This is a genomic window from Rugamonas sp. FW305-51 (assembly GCF_058786935.1).
The window spans coordinates 18,730-37,323 of the sequence record NZ_JBYSZG010000011.1 but is presented as its reverse complement, the minus strand read 5'-3'; the positions used below and the strand labels follow the sequence as shown (position 1 = coordinate 37,323).

Annotated in this window: 16 protein-coding genes; 6 read left to right on the top strand and 10 right to left on the bottom strand. The window is 65.7% G+C overall.

Going from position 1 to position 18,594, the window contains the following annotated elements:
* Positions 1–51 precede the first annotated feature (51 nt).
* The 4 genes from AC3WOS_RS10155 (at position 52) to AC3WOS_RS10140 (ending at position 5,951) form a co-directional block, all read left to right on the top strand.
* Positions 52–870: a PhzF family phenazine biosynthesis protein gene (locus tag AC3WOS_RS10155; protein ID WP_492715808.1), complete on the top strand. Its 819-nt coding sequence runs from the start codon at positions 52–54 to the stop codon at positions 868–870.
* Positions 871–1,024: 154 nt separating this feature from the next.
* Positions 1,025–3,412, top strand: a complete 2,388-nt coding sequence (locus AC3WOS_RS10150) for a TonB-dependent receptor plug domain-containing protein (RefSeq protein WP_492715807.1) — start codon at positions 1,025–1,027, stop codon at positions 3,410–3,412.
* Positions 3,413–3,686: 274 nt separating this feature from the next.
* Positions 3,687–4,148, top strand: a complete 462-nt coding sequence (locus AC3WOS_RS10145) for a DUF2844 domain-containing protein (protein ID WP_492715806.1) — start codon at positions 3,687–3,689, stop codon at positions 4,146–4,148.
* 9 nt (positions 4,149–4,157) lie between these two features.
* Positions 4,158–5,951, top strand: coding sequence for a DUF3443 domain-containing protein (locus tag AC3WOS_RS10140; protein ID WP_492715805.1), 1,794 nt, complete (start codon positions 4,158–4,160; stop codon positions 5,949–5,951).
* Positions 5,952–6,098: 147 nt separating this feature from the next.
* Here the strand turns inward: AC3WOS_RS10140 and AC3WOS_RS10135 are convergent, their stop codons facing one another.
* A complete protein-coding gene (locus AC3WOS_RS10135) occupies positions 6,099–7,478 on the bottom strand; it encodes a DUF4785 domain-containing protein (RefSeq protein WP_492715804.1) in 1,380 nt (459 codons plus the stop codon).
* 19 nt (positions 7,479–7,497) lie between these two features.
* The gene (locus AC3WOS_RS10130; RefSeq protein ID WP_492715803.1) at positions 7,498–8,367 is read right to left on the bottom strand and encodes a hypothetical protein; all 870 of its coding nucleotides are present in this window, start codon (positions 8,365–8,367) and stop codon (positions 7,498–7,500) included.
* Positions 8,368–8,642: 275 nt separating this feature from the next.
* Here AC3WOS_RS10130 and AC3WOS_RS10125 point away from each other — a divergent pair, with 275 nt between their 5' ends.
* Positions 8,643–10,772 (top strand): bifunctional 2',3'-cyclic-nucleotide 2'-phosphodiesterase/3'-nucleotidase, encoded by a 2,130-nt coding sequence (locus AC3WOS_RS10125; protein WP_492715802.1) that lies wholly within the window; start codon positions 8,643–8,645, stop codon positions 10,770–10,772.
* Positions 10,773–10,838: 66 nt separating this feature from the next.
* Positions 10,839–11,603, top strand: coding sequence for a tetratricopeptide repeat protein (locus AC3WOS_RS10120; protein WP_492715801.1), 765 nt, complete (start codon positions 10,839–10,841; stop codon positions 11,601–11,603).
* Between the two features lie 73 nt (positions 11,604–11,676).
* Here the strand turns inward: AC3WOS_RS10120 and AC3WOS_RS10115 are convergent, their stop codons facing one another.
* The 8 genes from AC3WOS_RS10115 to AC3WOS_RS10080 form a co-directional block, all read right to left on the bottom strand.
* Positions 11,677–12,114: an SRPBCC domain-containing protein gene (locus AC3WOS_RS10115; RefSeq protein WP_492715799.1), complete on the bottom strand. Its 438-nt coding sequence runs from the start codon at positions 12,112–12,114 to the stop codon at positions 11,677–11,679.
* 153 nt (positions 12,115–12,267) lie between these two features.
* A complete protein-coding gene (locus AC3WOS_RS10110) occupies positions 12,268–13,194 on the bottom strand; it encodes a DMT family transporter (protein WP_492715798.1) in 927 nt (308 codons plus the stop codon).
* A gap of 87 nt (positions 13,195–13,281) precedes the next feature.
* Positions 13,282–14,163, bottom strand: coding sequence for a helix-turn-helix domain-containing protein (locus AC3WOS_RS10105; RefSeq protein ID WP_492715797.1), 882 nt, complete (start codon positions 14,161–14,163; stop codon positions 13,282–13,284).
* 474 nt (positions 14,164–14,637) lie between these two features.
* On the bottom strand, positions 14,638–14,964 hold the full coding sequence (locus tag AC3WOS_RS10100) for a type II toxin-antitoxin system RelE/ParE family toxin (protein ID WP_492715796.1): 327 nt from the start codon (positions 14,962–14,964) through the stop codon (positions 14,638–14,640).
* Entirely contained in the window at positions 14,964–15,233 is a 270-nt protein-coding gene (locus AC3WOS_RS10095) for a type II toxin-antitoxin system Phd/YefM family antitoxin (protein WP_492715795.1), read from the bottom strand. Before AC3WOS_RS10095 ends, AC3WOS_RS10100 begins: the two co-directional genes overlap by 1 nt.
* 100 nt (positions 15,234–15,333) lie before the next feature.
* The gene (coaD, locus tag AC3WOS_RS10090; RefSeq protein WP_492715794.1) at positions 15,334–16,473 is read right to left on the bottom strand and encodes a pantetheine-phosphate adenylyltransferase; all 1,140 of its coding nucleotides are present in this window, start codon (positions 16,471–16,473) and stop codon (positions 15,334–15,336) included.
* A 95-nt stretch (positions 16,474–16,568) separates the two neighbouring features.
* The gene (locus AC3WOS_RS10085) at positions 16,569–17,909 is read right to left on the bottom strand and encodes an ATP-binding protein (RefSeq protein ID WP_492715793.1); all 1,341 of its coding nucleotides are present in this window, start codon (positions 17,907–17,909) and stop codon (positions 16,569–16,571) included.
* Positions 17,906–18,565 (bottom strand): response regulator, encoded by a 660-nt coding sequence (locus AC3WOS_RS10080; RefSeq protein WP_492715791.1) that lies wholly within the window; start codon positions 18,563–18,565, stop codon positions 17,906–17,908. The genes AC3WOS_RS10085 and AC3WOS_RS10080 overlap by 4 nt, the downstream gene beginning before the upstream one ends.
* Between the last annotated feature and the right edge of the window lie 29 nt (positions 18,566–18,594).

The following is an 18,594-nucleotide window of genomic DNA, read 5'->3' as shown; positions in this document are numbered from 1 at the left end:
CCATTTGGCACATGCGGTATAGTCCATGTTCACCCATGACACGATACAGAAATGACAAAAATCATCCAGGAAGTGACATGCTTTGGCGCCACGCCCGACAGCGGCAACGCCGCCCTCGTGATCCAGGGCGACCGCTCGACCGTGGAGCAGCGCCAGCAGTTCGCGCGCGCCAGCCAGCGCAGCGCCTGCGTGTACATCGACCCCGTCGCCGGCGGCGACAAGGAGGCGGACTGGGTGTTCGATTTCGTCTACCCGCACGCCCGCAGCCCCTTGTGCCTGCATGCGACGCTGGCGGCGGGCCGCATACTGCTGAGCGAACGGCTGCCCGCCTTGCGCGTGCGCACGGCGCTCAAGGGCCAGCTGCTGGACCTGGCGCTGGACGGCGGCGAAGTCGCCATCCTGCTGGCGCCCCAGGTGCCGCCGGCCGTGCCGGTGGCGCCGGACTTGCCGGCCGCCTTGCTGGCCGCGCCCGGCCTGGTGCTGGCCTCGCCCCCCGTCATCGCCTCCGTCGGCAGTCCCAAGCTGCTGCTGGAAGTGGCCGACAGCGCCACCCTGCACGGCCTGCGCCCCGACCTGGCCCGCATCACGGACTGGGGCCGCACCCACGGCGTGAGCGGCTGCTATGTATATAGCCGGCGCGCCGACGGCACCTATGAAGGCCGCAACTTCAACCACGTGGACCCGGCCCTGGAAGACACGGCCACCGGCGTGGCGGCCGGCGCCCTCACCGTCCATCTGGGCCGGGCCGTCACGCTGTATCAGGGTGCGCCGCTGGGCCAGCCCTGCCTGATCCGCACCGCCCTGCGCGACGGCCGCATCGCCATCAGCGGCGCGGCTCGCCTGCTGCCCTCGCCCGGGCAATCTTGCTGATTTCTACACGATAGACGCGGCGCGCACGATTGCGCGCCGCGTTTGTATGCAAAACGGCACAGTTATCTGCTTTTTTATTGCCATAGCGATAAGAATTTGCATATACCAATGAATAAGTTGTCTAGAATCAGGCTTTTCATTGGGAGACGCCAACGTGTTCGCTACTTCAACCTTACGTAAAGCCGTCTTGCTGAGCCTGTACGGCAGTGCTGCCCTGGCCATGATGACGCCGGAAGCCTACGCCCAAACCACCGACGCCGGCATGCAGACCGTGAGCGTGGTCGGTTCGCGCCGCGCCACCAGCTCCGCCACCGACACCGTGGTTCCGGTCGACGTGATCCCGATGAACAAGGTGGCGGAATCGGGCGGCCAGTTCGACCTGGCCCAGACGCTGACCAACATCTCGCCCTCCTTCAACTCGACCCGCCAGACCGGCGCCGACGGCGCCGACCTGGTGGACTCGGCCGCCCTGCGCGGCCTCGGTTCGGACCAGACCCTGGTGCTGGTGAACGGCAAGCGCCGCCACACGACGGCCCTGGTCAACCTGTTCGGCGCGCGCAACCGCGGCAACACGGGCACCGACATGAACGCCATCCCCATGCTGGCCATCAAGGACGTGCAAGTGCTGCGCGACGGCGCCGCGGCCCAGTACGGCTCGGACGCCATCGCCGGCGTGATGGACATCGGCCTGAAAAAGAGCCTGGGCTGCGAAGCGGTAGCCGGCTACAGCCAGTACTCGGTAGGCGACGGCAAGAACTACCTGGCCTCAGCCTACTGCGGCGTGGCCATCGGCGACAAGGGCGTGATCGGCATCACGGGCGAATACCTGGACCGCGGCCGCTCCAATCGCGCCGAACCGGGCAACCCGCGCATCATCGGCGACACCAAGGCCCAGAACCAGACCCTGTACGTGAACGGCGAACTGCCTACCAGCGCCACCGGCAAGTTCTACTTCACGGCCGGCGCCCAGAGCCGCGACGCCTCCAGCGCCGCCTGGGCCCGCGGCGGCATCGGTTCGGACGACATCCCGTCGCGCAACTCGGCGGCCATGTACCCGGACGGCTTCGTGCCCTTCATCAACGCCAAGATCGACGACCAGTACGCCACCATCGGCCATCGCGGCCAGATCGGTGAATGGAATGCGGACTTCTCGCAGACCTACGGCTACAACAAGATGATCTACGATATCAGCCACACGCTGAACGCTTCCATCGCCAACCAGGACCTGCTGGCCGGCGGCAAGGGCATCAGCCCCGACCGCTTCGACGCGGGCGGCTTCTCGTTCCAGCAGCTGACCACCAACGTCGACTTCACCCGCTTCTATGACACCGTGCTGAGCGGCATGAACGTGGCCTTCGGCGGCGAATACCGCAGCGAGACCTACAAGATCTTCGCCGGCGAACCGGGTTCCTACATCGACGCCGACGGCGTGGGCGTGGGCGGTAATGCCGGCAGCCAGGGCTTCCCCGGCTTCCAGCCCGGCGACCGCACCAACGCCAAGCGCCACAGCACGGCCGCCTACCTGGACGTGGAACTGGACCTGAACTCCATCGTCAAGACCCAGGCCGCGGTGCGCTACGAGAACTACAGCGACTTCGGCTCCACCGTCACCGGCAAGCTGGCCGGCAGCGTGCGCGCGGCCGACAACGTGCTGCTGCGCGGCTCGGCCTCGACCGGCTTCCGCGCGCCGTCGCTGCAGCAGGTGTACTTCTCGTCCACCTTCACCGACTTCGTGGCCGGCGTGCCGACCGACGTGGTGCTGGCCCCGAACGGCGGCCCGGTGGCCAACCTGGCCGGCATTCCCAAGCTGAAGGAAGAGAAGTCGACCAGCTTCACGCTGGGCACCACCTGGACCCCGCGTAACAACGTCTCCGTCACGGCCGACCTGTACCAGATCAAGATCAAGGATCGCATCGTGCTGTCGGGCCGCTTCGACGCCGACAACTACCCCGAGCTGGCGGCCAAGCTGTCTACCCTGGGCGTGGGCCAGGCCCAGTTCTTCGTCAACTCGGTCGACACCAAGACCAGCGGCCTGGACCTGACGGCTTCGCACAAGACCAACTTCGGCCCCAACAAGATGACCACCTACCTGGCGGCCAACTTCAGCAAGACCGAAGTGACGGGCATCCACGCCCCCGCTTCGCTCAAGGGCTATGAAGACGTGCTGCTGTCCGAGCGCGAGCGCCTGTTCATCGAACAGGGCGGCCCCCGCTCCAAGTTCACGCTGGGCTTCGACTACGTGACGGGCGCGCTGGAGACGGACCTGAAGGTGATCCACTTCGGCCCGCAGACGCTGGGTACCTTCGACGGCACGGCGGCCGGCGTGCCGAACGCGCACTACGAAGCGAAGACCTCGGCTGACCTGAGCTTCACCTACGCCATCAACAAGAACACCAAGTTCACGTTCGGCGGCACCAACATCTTCAACGTCAAACCGACCGCGCAAGACCCGAACGAAACCGACAACGGCTTCAAGTACGACAGCGTGCAGTTCGGCCTGAACGGCGCTTCTTACTTCGGCCGCCTGTGGGTCAAGTTCTAATGCCGGTCAAGTTCTAATGCTGGTCAAGTTCTGACGGCATGCACGGCAGCCGCCCCCGGGCGGCCCGCCGGCACCAACGGCCACCAAAGGCCAGCAACGGCACCCCGCACAGCAATGTGCCGGGTGCCGTTTTTGCTTGTGGTGATGGTAACATTTGCTTACATCTTCCTAACTCAAGGCAACGCCGGGCCGTCATACACTCGGCGCATGCCAGGGCCGTATCGCGCCCCGGCCCTCTGTAATCGCTGTAATCCCTGTAATCCCTGGAGTCGCCATGCGCCGTGCCCTGCTACCGTTGTTGCTGTCCCTGCTGCCGCTGCTGGCGTGCAGCTATGCCTATGCCGCCCTGGGCGGCGCCCCCTCCCATTTCGGCGCCACGCCGGCCCGGCTGGCCGCGCGCAGCCTGGCCGCCGCCGGCGCCCCGGCCGCCTGGACGGTGAGCACCAGCACGCTCGACAGCGGCACCGTGGTGCGCGAATATGTCAACCCGGCCGGCGCCGTGTTCGCCGTCAGCTGGAACGGCCCCTTCCTGCCCGACCTGCGCACCCTGCTGGGCCAGCACTTCGGCACCATGACAGGCGCCGCCGCCCAGCGCCCCAAGGCCGGCCACTCGCAGCTGGCCGTGGAGCGGCCCGACGTGGTCATCATTTCGAACGGCCACATGCGCGCCTTCAGCGGCCGCGCCTGGATACCGGGCGAACTGCCGCCCGGCTTCAGCCCCGACAACATCGAATAAGGACACGCGATGACGATGCCGACACCATCGAATCAGCCCAAGCGGACAGCCCTGCTGCCTTCCTGGCGTGCGCGCGCCGCCGCCCTGCTGGCCGCGGCCGGCTGCGCCCTGGCGCTGGCCGCCTGCGGCGGCGGGGGCGGCGGCAGCACGGCTGCCAACCAGGTGACGCCCACGCCCGCGCCCACCCCGGCCACGCCGGCCGTGGTCAGCATCAGCGCCTCGCCCACCACCGTCGCCCTGGGCCAGGTAGTGAGCGTGACGTGGAGCGCCACCAACACCACCAGCAACAGCTGCACCGCCTCCGGCGCATGGAGCGGCAACCTGCCCACCAGCGGCACGGACGCCGTCGTGCCGTCGGTGGTGGGCACGGCCAGCTACACCATCACCTGCAGCGGCGTCTCCAACACGACCACGGTGACGGTCAACCCGGCCCCGCTGCAACCGTCGGTCAGCCTGGCGCTGACGCCGGCCAGCGTGGCCAGCGGCCAGAGCGCCCAGCTGAACTGGTCGTCAGCCAACACCACGGCTTGCACGGCCGGCGGCGCCTGGAGCGGCAGCAAGGCCACCAGCGGCACCGTGGCCGTGGCGCCCACCGCGCCGGGCAGCTACCAGTACACGCTGAGCTGCAGCGGCGACGGCGGCAGCGCCACCGGCAGCGCCACCCTCACCGTGGCCAGCGCTGCCGGCGGCAACAACAGCACCACGCTGTTGATCGATAACGGCCCGGCCGGCGCCGGCGGCGCCATCAACGTACCGTATGTGAACGTGACCGTGTGCCGTCCCGGCACCAGCGTGTGCCAGACCATCGACCATGTGCTGGTCGATACCGGCTCCTACGGATTGCGCCTGCTGGCGCCGCTCGATCCGGTGCTGGCCCTGCCCCAGGTGACGACGGCGTCCGGCGCCAGCGCCGGCGAATGCAGCAAGTTCGTCAGCGGCTATGCCTGGGGCGCCGTACGCCAGGCCGACGTCAAGCTGGGCGACGAGACGGCGTCCGCCATTTCGATCCAGGTCATCGGCGACAGCGCGACCAGCTTTGCCGCCGTGCCCGCAGACTGCAGCAGCAGCGGCAACAACCTCGGTTCGCTGTCGGCGCTGGGCGCCAAGGGCATCCTGGGCGTGGGCCTGTTCAAGCAGGATTGCGGCACGGCCTGCACCCGCTCCACGTCCGGCGGCATGTACTACGCCTGCACGGCGGGCGGCTGCGCGGCCAGCACCATGCCGCTGTCGCGCCAGGTCAGCAACCCGGTCGCCGCGTTCGCCGCCAACAACAACGGCGTGCTGCTGGTGCTGCCGGCCGTGGGCGCGGGCGGCGCCACCTCGCTCAGCGGCACGCTGGTGTTCGGGGTGGGCACCCAGGCCAACAACGCCCTCAACGGCGAGAGCATCTACCGCGCCAACAGCAACACGGGCGACTTCAGCACCACCTACAAAGGCCAGACCTACAGCGCCAGCTTTATCGACAGCGGCTCGAACGCCTACTTCTTTGCCGATACCGGCATCCCCAGCTGCAATTCAAGCACCGGCTTCTACTGCCCGCTGGGGGTATTGAGCCTGACGGCCACCAACGCCTCCTACGACGGCAGCGGGGCCGGCGCCGTCAGCTTCATGGTGGTCAATTTTGACGACCTGGGGGCCAGCATCACGGCCGCCGCCATCGGCGGCACGGTCGACAGCCGCAGCAGCGTCACCATCAGTAACGCCTTCGACTGGGGCCTGCCGTTCTTCTACGGCCGCCGCGTGTTCGTCGTGTTCGAAGGCAGCAGCGGCACGGCCGGCAACGGACCTTACTGGGCCTACTGACCACAACCCGCCGCAAGTAAAACGGGGCCCGGCACTGTGCAGTGCCGGGCCCCGTTGCTTATTGCGGCGCGGGCGACGCGGAGCGCCAGCCATCCGCAGCCCACGCCCACGCCCACGCCCACGCCTGCGCCTTGCTGCCGCTCGCCGTCAGCGGCTGGCGCCGTCCTGCGCGTCAGGCGCGCGCTTGACGCGCGGCGCCTGCGCCTGCGCCACCGCGCCCGCGCGCGCGGCCCGGCCGCCAGCCCGCACCACCTCGTCCTCGCTGAGCACCAGCGCGCGCTGCTGGTGCTGCAACACGCCCATGCGGCCCTGGTCGAGCAGGAACAGGTCGCGCAGCTCGAACGGGCCGCTGGCGCCGGCGATCAGCTCCGGCGCAAAGGTCAGCGCGATGTTGCCGCTGCCCGCTTCCAGCCACTGGGCCGCGTCGGCCACACCGAGCGGCGCCAGCGCGCCGTTGACGGTGCCGTACAGCAGGCCGCGCACTTCATAGCGTCCGGCCGCTGCCGCCTGCACGCCCACGTTCAGGCGCACCCCGCCCGTGCCCTCGGCCAGCGTCACGCTGCGGTCCAGCCGCGCCACCGGCATCGCCACCGGGAAGGCCAGCCGCAATGAACGCTGCACGGTCTGGCCCTTGACGGTGGCCAGCGCTTCGGCCCGCACTTCCCACAGGCCGGGTGCGGGCGCCTCGTTGGCGTCCAGCGCCAGGCTGGCGCGCAGACGGCCGCCCGCGCCGGGCTGGAAGGTGACAGGGAACTGGCGCCCCGCCGGCGACACCACCACGCCTTCCAGTTTGGCCACGGGATGGCGGGTCGGTGCGTTGGCCTCGCCTTCGCGCAGGTCGGCCTGCACCACCAGCGACTGGCCGTGCAGGTAGTGCGGTGCTGCGGCCTGCATGGTGAAGGTGTAGGGGCTGTCCGGCTCGACCACGTTGATCAGGTAGCGCTGCTCGCCCGCCACGCCGTCCGCGCGCAGCTTGAACGTACCCTTGCCCAGCGCCGGATGCAGCCGGAACGCCGAGGTGCCGGGGGAGAACGGCAGTTCGGCCTTGTTCAGCTTATCGTCCGTCACCAGCTGCTCCATGCCGGCGCCGGCCGCGTAGCTCTTGCCGCCGCTGTCGGTCAGCGTCATCGACAGCGGGTGGATGGCCAGCGCTTCGCGCGGACTGGCCGCATCGAGCGCCTGCACCCGCACCAGCGCGCGGGCCGATGTGGTGTGCAGCGGCACGCCGGCCGCCAGCTGCGCGCCCGTCACGCTGACGTAGGACTGACGACTCTGCGCCAGGTGCGGCGCCGCGGGGGCGACGGCGTCGGTGGCGGCCCAGCTCAGCGCCACCGTGTCGTGCGAAGGCCGCGGCGCGCCGGCCAGCGACGGCGCGGCGACGGCCGGCGCCAGCACGGCGGCCGGCGACAGGTCGCCGGCCTGTTCGGGCAGCAGTTCGCGCGGCGCGGCGCCGGCCGTACCGGCACTGGCGGCGGCCACGGCGGCCAGGTGCAGCAGGATGGTTTTCAGTTTGCTCATGTGGTTCATGTTGTGGTTTCCTCGGCGTTCACAGGTCGTTGCGCAGGATGACGTCCAGCCCGAAGCACTGGCGCCGGCTCTGGTTGTGCGAGAGCGGCTCGGCGCCGTTGGTGCGGTCCTTGTCGGAGAACCAGTGGATGCCGGCGCCCTGCTGGCTGGTGCAGTTGAGGAAACCGTCCGAGCAGCTGTCGAGCCAGGCCTGGGTGATCTCCAGCCCCAGGTTCAGCGAGTAGCCGCCGCAATAGCTGTCGCTGTCGAAGACATTGGTTTCCACGTCCGTGCCCACCACGTTGTAGAAGCCCTTGGGCAGCGCGGGCCGGCCCGGCGTGCCGTACAGCCAGGCCGCGTTGTAGTTGGCCATCCAGCTGGTCTGCTGCTGGCGCACGGCGTCGGTCTGGTAGCCCAGCAGCCAGCCCACGGCGTTTTCGAAGATATTGCCGCTGATGGCCGCATCGGCCAGCGGCGTGCCCAGCGACGACGGCGCCAGCGCGTTGGCCCAGCGGATGGCGCCGATGATGGCGGGATAGCGGCTGTCCTGGGTGGGGTTGGACATCAGCCAGCGCAGCACGTTGCCGCCATTGGAGTGCGTCTCCACCACCAGGTCGGTGATGTTGTTGTTGACGATGAAGGGGTACAGCTGGTCGGCCAGGCAGCCGACTGCAGCCGCCGTCCACATGTACTGGTCGAAATCGCAGTTGATGACGACGTACAGGTTGGGGTTGGGCAGCCCCTGGCGCACCGAGTTGATCATGTCCCAGGTCCAGTAGTTGGTGGCGGCGTCCGTCTGGTGGCCGGTGCCGTGCACAAACGCGACGCCCGTATTGCCGGCCGCCGCGGGTAGCGCCGCCGACAGCGCCAGGGCGCTGCCCAGTGCTGCCCATCGCTTCGATAATTTCATGCCTTGTCTCCATGTAGTTGCTTGTTTTAGGAAAGGCGCGCTGCCATGCGCGCCGGCGGATTGGCCCCGGAACGCAGCAACCAGACTAGTGAAGGGGCGGCATGGCGGTATTGATCGAATGTGACAGGGACATTGTTAAATCGCGCCAAGCAGCAGGCCCCGCGAGCCACGGCCCGCCGTGCCCCATTGTGTCCTGCGCCATGCCGATGTCGTTGTCATCACCTTGTCATTCAGGCTAGTTACAGTCGCCACCTTTCTTTCCACACGAGGTATTGATGAAAACGAATCTGGTCCTGTTGGCTGCCCTGACCGCAGCCGGCCTGGTGGCATGCGGCGGCTCCTCGGGGCCGGACAACAGCGCCACCTCCCCTGTCGCGCCCACCGTGCCGGCCATCCCGGACGGCACCACCGTTACGCTGGCGCTGCTGGAGACGACCGACCTGCATGCCAACGTGATGAGCTACAACTACTACGCGCTGGCCGACGACACCAGCCTGGGCATGGAGCGCACCTCCACCCTGGTGCAGGCCGCGCGGGCGGAAAACCCCAACAACGTGCTGCTCGACGACGGCGACGTGATCCAGGGCACGCTGCTGGCCGACCTGCAGGCCGTGGCCAAGCCGGTCGCCTGCGCCGACACGCTGGCCATCCACAAGGCCATGAACGCGCTCAAGTACGACGGCGGCGGCATGGGCAACCACGAGTTCAACTACGGCCTGCCGTTCCTGAGCCAGATCACCAACACCGACTTCGGCATCCCCGGCGTGAGCAAGCCGGCCGGCAGCTGCGGCGCCCCCAGCTTCCCGCTGGTGCTGACCAACGTCACCGGCGTGACCAGCCAGAAGCCCATCCTGCCGCCGTACGCCCTGCTGCCGCGCGACTTCGCGGCCGTGGCGCCGGACGGCAGCAAGCTGACCGTCAAACTGAACATCGGCATCATGAGCTTCGTGCCGCCGCAGATCCTGGAATGGGACCAGAAGAACCTGGCCGGCAAGGTCGCCGTCACCGGCGTGCAGGAAGCGGCCAGGCAGTACGTGCCTGAACTGCGCAGCAAGGGTGCCGACCTGGTGGTGGCCCTGTCGCACGGCGGCCTCGATACCAGCGCCTACAGCCCGAAGATGGAAAACGGCAGCTACCACCTGAGCACCACCGGCATCGACGCGCTGATGATCGGCCACTCGCACCTGGTCTTCCCCAAGGGTAAAGAAACGGGCGCGCCGGCGCTGGACGCCTCGTTCGCCGCCATTCCCGCCAGCGCCAACGTGGACGCCGTGAACGGCTTCGTCAACGGCGTGCCGACCGTGATGGCGCAGAGCTGGGGCCGGCGCCTGGGCATCATCAAGATGACGCTGGCCCGCCAGGGCGGCAAATGGGTGGTGCAGCCCACCAAGACCACGGTCGAATCGCGCGGCTTCAAGTACAGCGACGGCAGCACCGTGGTGAAGGCCGATCCTGCCATCGCGCCGCTGGTGGCCACCGAGCACGCCGCCACCATCGCCTATGCCAGACAGCCGCTGGGCGTAGCGACCGACTTCGAGATGTCGGCCTACTTCGCGCTGGCCGGCGACGTGAGCGCGATCGAGCTGGTGAACCAGGCCCAGATCGACTACGTCAAGAAGTTCATCGCCGGCAGCACCGACGCCACCATCGCCGGCTACAAGAACATTCCCGTGATCTCGTGCAGCGCGCCGTTCAAGGCCGGCCGCAACGGCGCCTCCGACTTCACCGACGTGGCGCCGGGCGCCAGCGCTGCCGCGCCGGTGGGCCTGCAGGTGCGCAATCCGGGCGACCTTTACCTGTACAGCAATAACAACCTGCAGGCCGTGAAGATCAAGGGTTCCGACCTGAAGGCGTGGCTGGAGACGGCCGCCAGGCAGTTCGGCCAGATCGACCCGGCCAAGACTACGGAACAAGACCTGGTGCCGAGCTACGGCACCATCTACAACTACGACGTGTTCTACGCCGAGAACAACGCCCTGACCTACCAGATCGATGTGACCAGGCCGGTGGGCAGCCGCATCGTCAACCTGAGCTTCCAGGGCAAGGCCGTGGCCGACGGTGACGACTTCATCGTCGCCACCAACGACTACCGCGCCGGCGGCGGCGGCAACGTGCCCGGCATCGACGGCAGCAAGACCATCATCAAGTCGCCGGACGCCAACCAGGCCGTGGTCAGCAAATACCTGATGGCGCAGGGCACGGCCAGCGGCAAGGTCACGCTGGCCGCCAACGGCAGCGCGCGCAGCTGGAGCTTCGTCAAGGTGGCCACGGCCGGCCCCGTGATCCTGCGTTCGGCGCCGGGGCATCTGGCGCTGGCGCAAAGCAGCGGCATCAAGAACATCGTGGCCGAAGGTGCCCAGGATGCGAACGGCTTTGCCAAGTATCAGGTGGACTTGAGCAAATAAGCGCTATGTGTTCAGGGTCAGGCCCGCTGGCCTGCCCCTTTTTCATCGACCCGGATGGAGTCCACCATGAAAAAGCAAACCCGCAAGCAAACCACGGGCAGGTCCAAGGGGCGGCTCCTTTCCGCGCTGGCGCTGATGTTGTCGCTGTCGGCGTGCCAGCTGAGCAAACCCGTGCCGGCGCCGGCGCAGATCGAAAGCATGTCCATGCGCGCCGCCCAGCAAGGCGACGTGGTGGCGGAGAGCCGCTTGCGCGACTGGGCGCAGCGCCATGCTCCGGTGGCCCAGCGCGAGCTTGGGCTGCTCTACCTGACACGCCCGGCCCAACGCCCGGAAGCGCAGCGCCTGTTCATGCAGGCGGCCCGCGCAGGCGACGCCGAAGCGGCGTTCCAATTGGCCCAGATGCTGCGCAACGGCGGCCCCGGCATCGCCGCTGCCCCGGACCAGGCTATCCCATGGTATCGGCAAGCGGCGCAGCAGAAGCACGCCAGGGCGGCGCTGATGCTTGGCATGTTGTTTAATAACGGGGAAGGTGTCGGCGCCGATCAGGCGCAAGGCGCCAGGTGGCTGGCCGTGTCCAGCGAGCTGGGGAACGCGCACGCCATGTTCCTGCTGTCGAATGCCTACCGCGAAGGCCGTGGCGTTGAACAGGATGAAGCGCACGCCCGCCGGTTGCTGGAAGAAGCGGCCGAACACGAATACCCGCCCGCCATTCAGGAACTGGCGATGGCGGTGCAAACGGGCGATGCGCTCAGCCCCAAGGACGCGCTACGCGCCGCCCATCTGCTCAAGGAGGCGGCCGAGCATCGGCACAACAACTGGAACCGCTTCTGACGGTCGCCGTTCGGCCCGTGCAGCTCGCCGCGGGGCGCACTGTCGCCGATGACAGGCGGAACCGTCACGCGGCCTAATGCCCGGCTTGAACATACCCCGCGAAGTTCTGCAATATCGATTGCGCGACTTGCTGCTCCTGTATGACGGAGTCTTCCGACTCAGCATTAAATACAACAGTAACGGCCGCATTTTCCTCCCCCCCGTCGAACTGCACCGAGGCCGTGCGGCCACCAAACGAGAGTTCCAGCCGATTCAAGGGCAGCACCCTTGTAAATGTTCCTTCGAAATTAGAACCGGAGCGACCGTCCTTGGTTTCCATGCGCAAATAGAATTTGCCGCCCTCGCGCAAATCGACAGTACATTCGGTCGTGTGCGCATCGTCAGTCATCGCGCTCCACTGCCTGATCGCGCCAGGTGTTGTGAAAGCGTGCCAGACCGTGGCGACAGAAGCGGTGATAATAACCTCAACGGTAATTGTGGTATCCATTTTGTGCCCTTCTTTATTGTTCATCAAACAATGAATAAGGCACTGTACCGGACTTTGGGGGCGTGAAAATACGCACTTTGTAACACACGCGCTTGCCTGGCCTTGTTCACGCTGGTGAGGATCGAAATGCGCCCGACGAGGGGCAAATAGCTAGCTCTACCTTGCAGGATTTGTCGTCTAATTCTTGGCCATATCGGGGTCTGGTTCTACCGATTTTCTGATTGATACCCGCGAACCGGCTGCGATGCCAAGAACAGTGATCCCTATACCAATCCAGTGTCGTGTTTCAATGGCCTCGCCTAACACGCCTGCCGACAACAACAGACCTGCTATGGGATAGAGCGCTGTAAACAGTGACGCCTCAGCGCCACTTACCTTCGATGCCCCTTGGTACCAAAGGTAAAAACCAAGAACAGTTGGCACCAAAGCGTAGTAGACCGCAGCACCGACAGCACGGACGGTCAGTACCGGTTCGGATGCCAGTGTCCACTGGAACAAGGCCGGCACCGCACAGAAAGCCATGGAAAGCACCGACATCGTAGCGGCGACAACCAGAGGATCGATCAGCGTTCTGATGGTCTTGTTCAGCAGCAGGAAGACAGCCTCGCATGCTATGGCAGAAAGCACCAGCGCATTGCCCGTCCATCGCTGGCCACCGTCGCCGACAGCCGCGAGATCCCGCTGATTGAGCACCCACACACCCAGCGTTGCGAGCATGATCGCCAGCATCGCCCAGCCGCTTAGTCGTTCGCGCAGAACGACAAAGGATAAAAGCGCCGCCACGGCCGGCAGCGTGCCGGCAATGACGCTGGCATCGGATGCTTGCGTCAGTGACAGTCCGACGATTAGCAGCACAGAATAGCCGACACTGCCTAGACCAGCCTGAGCACAGAGCGTCCCCCATTCGCGCCATTTCAGCCTCGGCAAGCGTTTGCCGGAGAGCCACACAGTGCCGACCAGGATGGGGCTGGCGACGACAAAACGCACGAATGCCGCAATGAAGACCGGCATCTCCGCCATCAGCTTGCTGGCGACGATCGTACTGCCGACGGTGACCATAGCGACCGCCATCATGAGGTAAGCCGTCCATTTTCGTGAATTCATGTTTCGTGACAGAGGTAGTAGATTGAGCCGCATTGTCGGGCAATCTCATCGCGTTGTCTTGAATGATCTTGCTGTCGCAGGTGTGCGCTAGGCCCTCCACTGTGCAGGCGTCACGCCCAGAACGGCACGGAACTGGCGTGTCATGTGCGGCTGGTCGGCGAAGCCTGAACGCGCCGCGGCATCCGCCAGAGCGGTGCCGGTCTCGATGAGTTGTTTGGCCCGATGCACACGACGGTTTCGCACGTAGGCGGCCGGCGGCATGCCGTGAGCCGACTCAAAGACGCGACAAAAATGGAACAGGCTTAACCCCGTTTCGGCGGCCAGGCTGGCCAGCGAGATGGTATCTTCAAGATGGGCCTCGATAAAGTCCTGTGCGATCCGTACAGCCGAAGGCACCTTGTCTTTGCGTATATCGCAGGCTGCGATCCTCTTGCCGCTCATGAATAGGCCCACCAATCCGTGAACTACTGCCTGTTCGCGCACCAGTGAGGAGCTGGTACTGGCAAAGGAGGCAAACATACATCTAACTGCCTTGACGGTCATTGTGTTGGCGACCACGGCCTCCCGCAGAAACAGGTGATTTATGGGCGTTTCTGGGAATACCCGTGTCAGCAGCGCGTGGCTCGGCATCAGGTTCCAATAGGTCATTGCATCTCCGCCGCCTGTGTGTGCTTCGCCAGGGTTCACGACACAGACCATATCGGCGCCTGCAACCCATTCAGTGCGGCCGCGACGGAACCGGTTGGCGCCTTGCTCGACCCAACCGATGGTCCAGGTGTCATGTGTGTGAGGTGCAAACGAGCGCTGCCGGAAGCTCGCGTGGATGATTTCGCTGCCACACAGTTCATCGAACCGTCGAAGCGTACTCGAGGCCGAGCGCCCTATGTCTTGAACAATTTCAATCGCCGGAAAGGACGACGGGGCTGATTGCATGCGAGACCGCTGACGCTTCGAAACGGGAAAAATCATAGGCTACCTTCGCGTAAGAGAACCCCGAAGCTGGGGTCCGGATAGCGCAAGCAAGATCGCCAATATCATTTTTCGCCTTCCATCGTTAGAAATGGGCCAACGCAAGTTGTAACGCTGCATATGACCCAATTCGGTCCAAGCCGCTCAGGATAGCATCTTGATCATATTGAAAATGCATGAAATCTCACACCACGGACGCCGGTAACATTCCTTGCGGGGGGGGGCGATGAATCGAATCGTCAACGCATGATCCCGTCAATGCGTTCCTGCACCGGCATGCGAGATAAGGTGCACCAAGCCTGCAGACGGCATGGCATCGGGCAGAAATCAAACTACGCCGTTGCCGCCAGCCTTACGCGCTGCCCAACTGCGCCAGCTCGCGCGTCATGTTCTCGATGGCGTGTTGTACTGGCCGGTGAAGTAGGCGTTGGAGTGAGCTCGCACAACGGCACGCGCCAAAGCGCGTGCGAACTATTAGCTTCGCAACAGGCGGCGCATCAACAGCGCTTTCATATCGCGCCGAACATCCGCGATGATGTGAATATAAACGCCGTCCTGCCGCACCTCGTAGACAATGCGGTTCAACCCGGAGACGACCTGTCTGTACTGACTCAACTGAAGTTTTTCAATCTCGTCCGGAATACTCCCCGCCAACGGGAAATCGCGCAAATTCCGGATGGTTTCTTTTAGCTTGGCGTAGGTATCGCGCCAAGCGCTAACCGAAAAGTCCGCGACTATATAGGCACGCAGATCCTTGATATCCTGCTCGGCCGATTCAAGAATGACGATTTTCACGCCCATTAATCGTCGGCTTGATCCAGCTCGGCAAACACATCTTCGACATCGCGGAACTTGCCCAGGGCAATTTCACGATTACCTAATGCCAGCACCTTCAACATTGCCAAGGTTTGTTCCTGCTCCTCATAGCTTTTCACGTCTATGAGCACCAACTTGGCTTCACCGTTTTGGGTAATCAACATCGGCTCACGATTTTCCGTGACCTCCTTGACGATTTCCGCGGTATGGCTCTTGAGATAGCTGATCGGTTTCACCTGGGTAGAATATTTCATCACTTCCTCTCCATCCACACCGGAACGACCTATTCTAGTCCGAATTTAGTCGGACACAGATTTATGTTCGTCCCGTCCTCGAACAACGCACGAAACAATATCATGCCCCCAGCTGCGCCAGCTCGCGCGTCATGTTTTCGATGGCGCGCTCGTTGTACTGGTCGGCGAAGTAGGCGTTGCCGAACAGTTGTTGTGCCTCGGCCTTGCGCCGCAGGTGGGCCAGCGCACCGCCGCGCTGCTCGCGGTACTTCGCCTCCGTCAGGTGGATGTATTCCTGACGGATGCCGCGCGCATAGTTCCCGTACACTTCTTCGTCCTGGCCCAGGATGGCCAGGTCCACGCTGAGCATGATGTCCTTCAGCCGATGATGGATGGCGCCTTCCTGGAAGTGGTCGGTGGCCCGTATCAGCTCGGCCGCGTCGCCCATGTCGTGACACAGGCTGCTGCCCAGCCACATCTGCACGCTCGCTTCCTCGTTCGATACGGCGCCATGAACGGCGCCATATTCGGCGTCATGGAACCAGAACGCCTGCTTGATGATGTCGACGTCGCGCGGGTCGGGCTGGGTGTTGGCTGCCCACACGCGAATCTCGCACAGGCCATGCACCAAGTGGTCCAGGTTGTGATAGTGGCGCGCCGGCCCGCCGTAGGCCGTGCTGCCCGTCAGGCGCACGAACCACTGGTCGGCATGGGCGATGGCCGGGGCGTCGGCGTGGGCGTAGTCCCACAGCGTTTCCCATTCCTTGCGCAGCCAGCTCAGTACCCAGGCGTGGTAGGCCGGGCCGGGCACGAACTTCTTCATGATCCAGTTCCAGCCGATCGGCCCTTCCAGCGCCTTGACGAAACTGGAGCTGACCGAACCGAGGTCGCGCGGCGGCATGACGAAGATGGTCTTGGCGCCTTGCAGCACGTCGACGTTGGTTTGCTGGATCAGGTTCTCGTAGTCGAAATCGGCGGTGGTGCGGATGCCGCGGATCAGGCAGTCGGCGCCGTGCTTCTTGGCCGCGCGCGCCGTGTAGTCGCCCTTGACGATCACCACCTGCACATTGTCCCAGCCCTGCTCGGCGCAGCTGAGGGCGATGATGCTCTTGCGCTCCTCGGCGGAGAACTTGGGCTTCTTGGCCGGATTCTCGGACAGGAACACCACCACCTCGTCCGCCAGCGAGCGCGCCTCGCCGATCACCCACATATGGCCGTTGGTGATCGGGTCCAGTGTCCCGGAAAATCCGATTTTCTTCATTCGCCGCTCCGCCGCGTGTCAAAAACGACATTCTAGCGGAGCGGCACATCCGGGGCCGAGAGTTTTTCGGGCCTGAGCGCCAGACGCCCGGCCGGTCAGGCGGCGGGAAAGGCGATCTTCACTTTGAGCCCGCCCAGGCGCTCGGACTGCTCCAGCGCCAGCGTGGCGCCGTGCCGCTCGGCGATGGCCTTGATGATGGCCAGTCCCAGGCCGCTGCCGCCGGCCGCACTGCCGGGCACCCGGTAGAAGCGGCTGAATACGCGCTCGCGCTCCTCGGGCGAGATGCCGGGGCCGCTGTCCTCCACGCACAGCGTGACGGCGCCGTCGCCGGCGCGCCGCAGCTCCACGTCCACCGTGCCGCCGGCCGGGGTGTACTTGATGGCGTTGTCGACCAGGTTGCGCAGCAGGATCACCAGCGCGTCGGGATGGCCGGCCACGCTGGCCTGGTCCGCATGGTGCAGGCCGAGGTCGATGTGGCGCGCCTGCGCCAGGCTGGCCAGCTCGCCCAGCGTGCGCCGCGCCAGTTCCGTCAGGTCCAGCGGCGCCAGCGTGCTGGCGTCCGCTTCCTGGCGCGCCAGCACCAGCAACTGTTCCACCAGGCGCGTGGCGCGTTCGATGCCGGCCGTCAGGCGGCCGATGGCGACGGCGCGCGCCTGCTCGTCCGGCGCCCGCTCCAGGCTCAGGGCCTGCAGCTTGAGCGCGGCCAGCGGCGAGCGCAGCTCGTGCGCGGCGTCGGCCACGAAATGCTGCTGGGCGTCGAACGCCGTCTTGACGCGGCCGAACAGCAGGTTCAGCTCCTGCACCAGCGGCCGCACTTCGTCCGGCAGGTCGGCGTCGGACACGGGCGACAGGTCGTCGGCCCGGCGCGCCGCTACCTGGCGCCGCACCCGCGCCACCGGCGCCAGCGAACCGCTCACCACCCACCACACCACCAGCATCAGCATCGGCGCCATGACGGCGATCGGCCCCACCGTGCGCAGCGCCAGCGTGCCGGCCATACGCTGGCGCACGGCCATGTCCTGCGCCACCTGCACCGTCTGGTTGCTGGTGGCGACCGAGAAGATGCGGTAGGTGGTGCCGTTGGCGCGCACATTGGAAAAGCCCAGCACGGCGCGCTGCGGCAGGTCGGCGTGCGACAGCGACCGGAACACCTGCACCCCGTCCGGGGTCCACACCTGCACCACCAGGTCGTCGTTGCCGGGATCGGTGAGCGGCGCGGCCGCGCTGTTGGCCAGCGGCGCGCCGGAACGCAGCGACAGCGCCATCTGCTGCATGTGGTAGTCGAAGATCTGGTCGGCGTCGTACAGCGCGCTGCGGTAGGCGATCATGGCCTGGGCCACGGCCGCCATGGTGATGGCCGCCAGCAGGAACCACAGCAGGCGTCCGCGCAGCGAGTGCGTGACGGGGACGCGCGGCACTTTCACTTTCACCTTCATTCCTTGGGCACCATGTAACCGAGGCCGCGCACGTTCTGTATCAGTTCGCTGCCTAGTTTCTTGCGCAAGCCGTGGATGTACACTTCCACCGCGTTGCTGTTGACTTCATCCTTCCAGCTGTACAGCTTTTCCTCCAGCTGGTGGCGCGACAGCACGATGCCGGGACGGGCGATCAGCGCTTCCAGCACGGCCCATTCGCGGGCCGACAGGTTGACCAGCTTGCCCTCCACCGTCACTTCCCGCGTTTGCGGGTTGACCGTCACGCCCTTGTGCTCGAACACGGGTTCGGCCCGGCCGGCCGAGCGGCGCAGCAGCGCGCGGATGCGGGCCAGCAGCTCGTCCAGGTCGTAGGGCTTGAGCACGTAGTCGTCGGCGCCCGCGTCCAGGCCGGCGATGCGCTGTTCCTTGGCGTCGCGCGCGGTGGCGATCAGCACCGGCGTGAGCTCCTTGCGCAGCCGCATCGAGCGCAGTACCTCCAGGCCGTCCTTGCGGGGCAGGCCCAGGTCCAGCAGCACCAGGTCGTAGGTCTGGGTTTGCAGGGCCGTGTCGGCCATGTCGCCGTCCTTGACCCAGTCCACGGCGTAGTGCTCGGCCCGCAGCAGGTCGAGCACTACTTCGCCGATCATCGTATCGTCTTCCACCAGCAGTAGTCGCATGGGTTTCCTTTCCGTTCTTATTGTTGCGC

What these genes read in the sequence shown, in the direction of transcription:
- AC3WOS_RS10155 (WP_492715808.1), top strand. Translation starts at nt 52, where the DNA reads ATGACAAAAATCATCCAGGAAGTGACATGCTTTGGCGCCACGCCCGAC.
- AC3WOS_RS10080 (WP_492715791.1), bottom strand. Translation starts at nt 18,565, where the DNA reads ATGCGACTACTGCTGGTGGAAGACGATACGATGATCGGCGAAGTAGTG.
- AC3WOS_RS10100 (WP_492715796.1), bottom strand. Translation starts at nt 14,964, where the DNA reads ATGGGCGTGAAAATCGTCATTCTTGAATCGGCCGAGCAGGATATCAAG.
- AC3WOS_RS10085 (WP_492715793.1), bottom strand. Translation starts at nt 17,909, where the DNA reads ATGAAGGTGAAAGTGAAAGTGCCGCGCGTCCCCGTCACGCACTCGCTG.
- AC3WOS_RS10140 (WP_492715805.1), top strand. Translation starts at nt 4,158, where the DNA reads ATGACGATGCCGACACCATCGAATCAGCCCAAGCGGACAGCCCTGCTG.
- AC3WOS_RS10105 (WP_492715797.1), bottom strand. Translation starts at nt 14,163, where the DNA reads ATGATTTTTCCCGTTTCGAAGCGTCAGCGGTCTCGCATGCAATCAGCC.
- AC3WOS_RS10135 (WP_492715804.1), bottom strand. Translation starts at nt 7,478, where the DNA reads ATGAACCACATGAGCAAACTGAAAACCATCCTGCTGCACCTGGCCGCC.
- AC3WOS_RS10145 (WP_492715806.1), top strand. Translation starts at nt 3,687, where the DNA reads ATGCGCCGTGCCCTGCTACCGTTGTTGCTGTCCCTGCTGCCGCTGCTG.
- AC3WOS_RS10115 (WP_492715799.1), bottom strand. Translation starts at nt 12,114, where the DNA reads ATGAACAATAAAGAAGGGCACAAAATGGATACCACAATTACCGTTGAG.
- coaD (WP_492715794.1), bottom strand. Translation starts at nt 16,473, where the DNA reads ATGAAGAAAATCGGATTTTCCGGGACACTGGACCCGATCACCAACGGC.
- AC3WOS_RS10125 (WP_492715802.1), top strand. Translation starts at nt 8,643, where the DNA reads ATGAAAACGAATCTGGTCCTGTTGGCTGCCCTGACCGCAGCCGGCCTG.
- AC3WOS_RS10130 (WP_492715803.1), bottom strand. Translation starts at nt 8,367, where the DNA reads ATGAAATTATCGAAGCGATGGGCAGCACTGGGCAGCGCCCTGGCGCTG.
- AC3WOS_RS10120 (WP_492715801.1), top strand. Translation starts at nt 10,839, where the DNA reads ATGAAAAAGCAAACCCGCAAGCAAACCACGGGCAGGTCCAAGGGGCGG.
- AC3WOS_RS10110 (WP_492715798.1), bottom strand. Translation starts at nt 13,194, where the DNA reads ATGAATTCACGAAAATGGACGGCTTACCTCATGATGGCGGTCGCTATG.
- AC3WOS_RS10095 (WP_492715795.1), bottom strand. Translation starts at nt 15,233, where the DNA reads ATGAAATATTCTACCCAGGTGAAACCGATCAGCTATCTCAAGAGCCAT.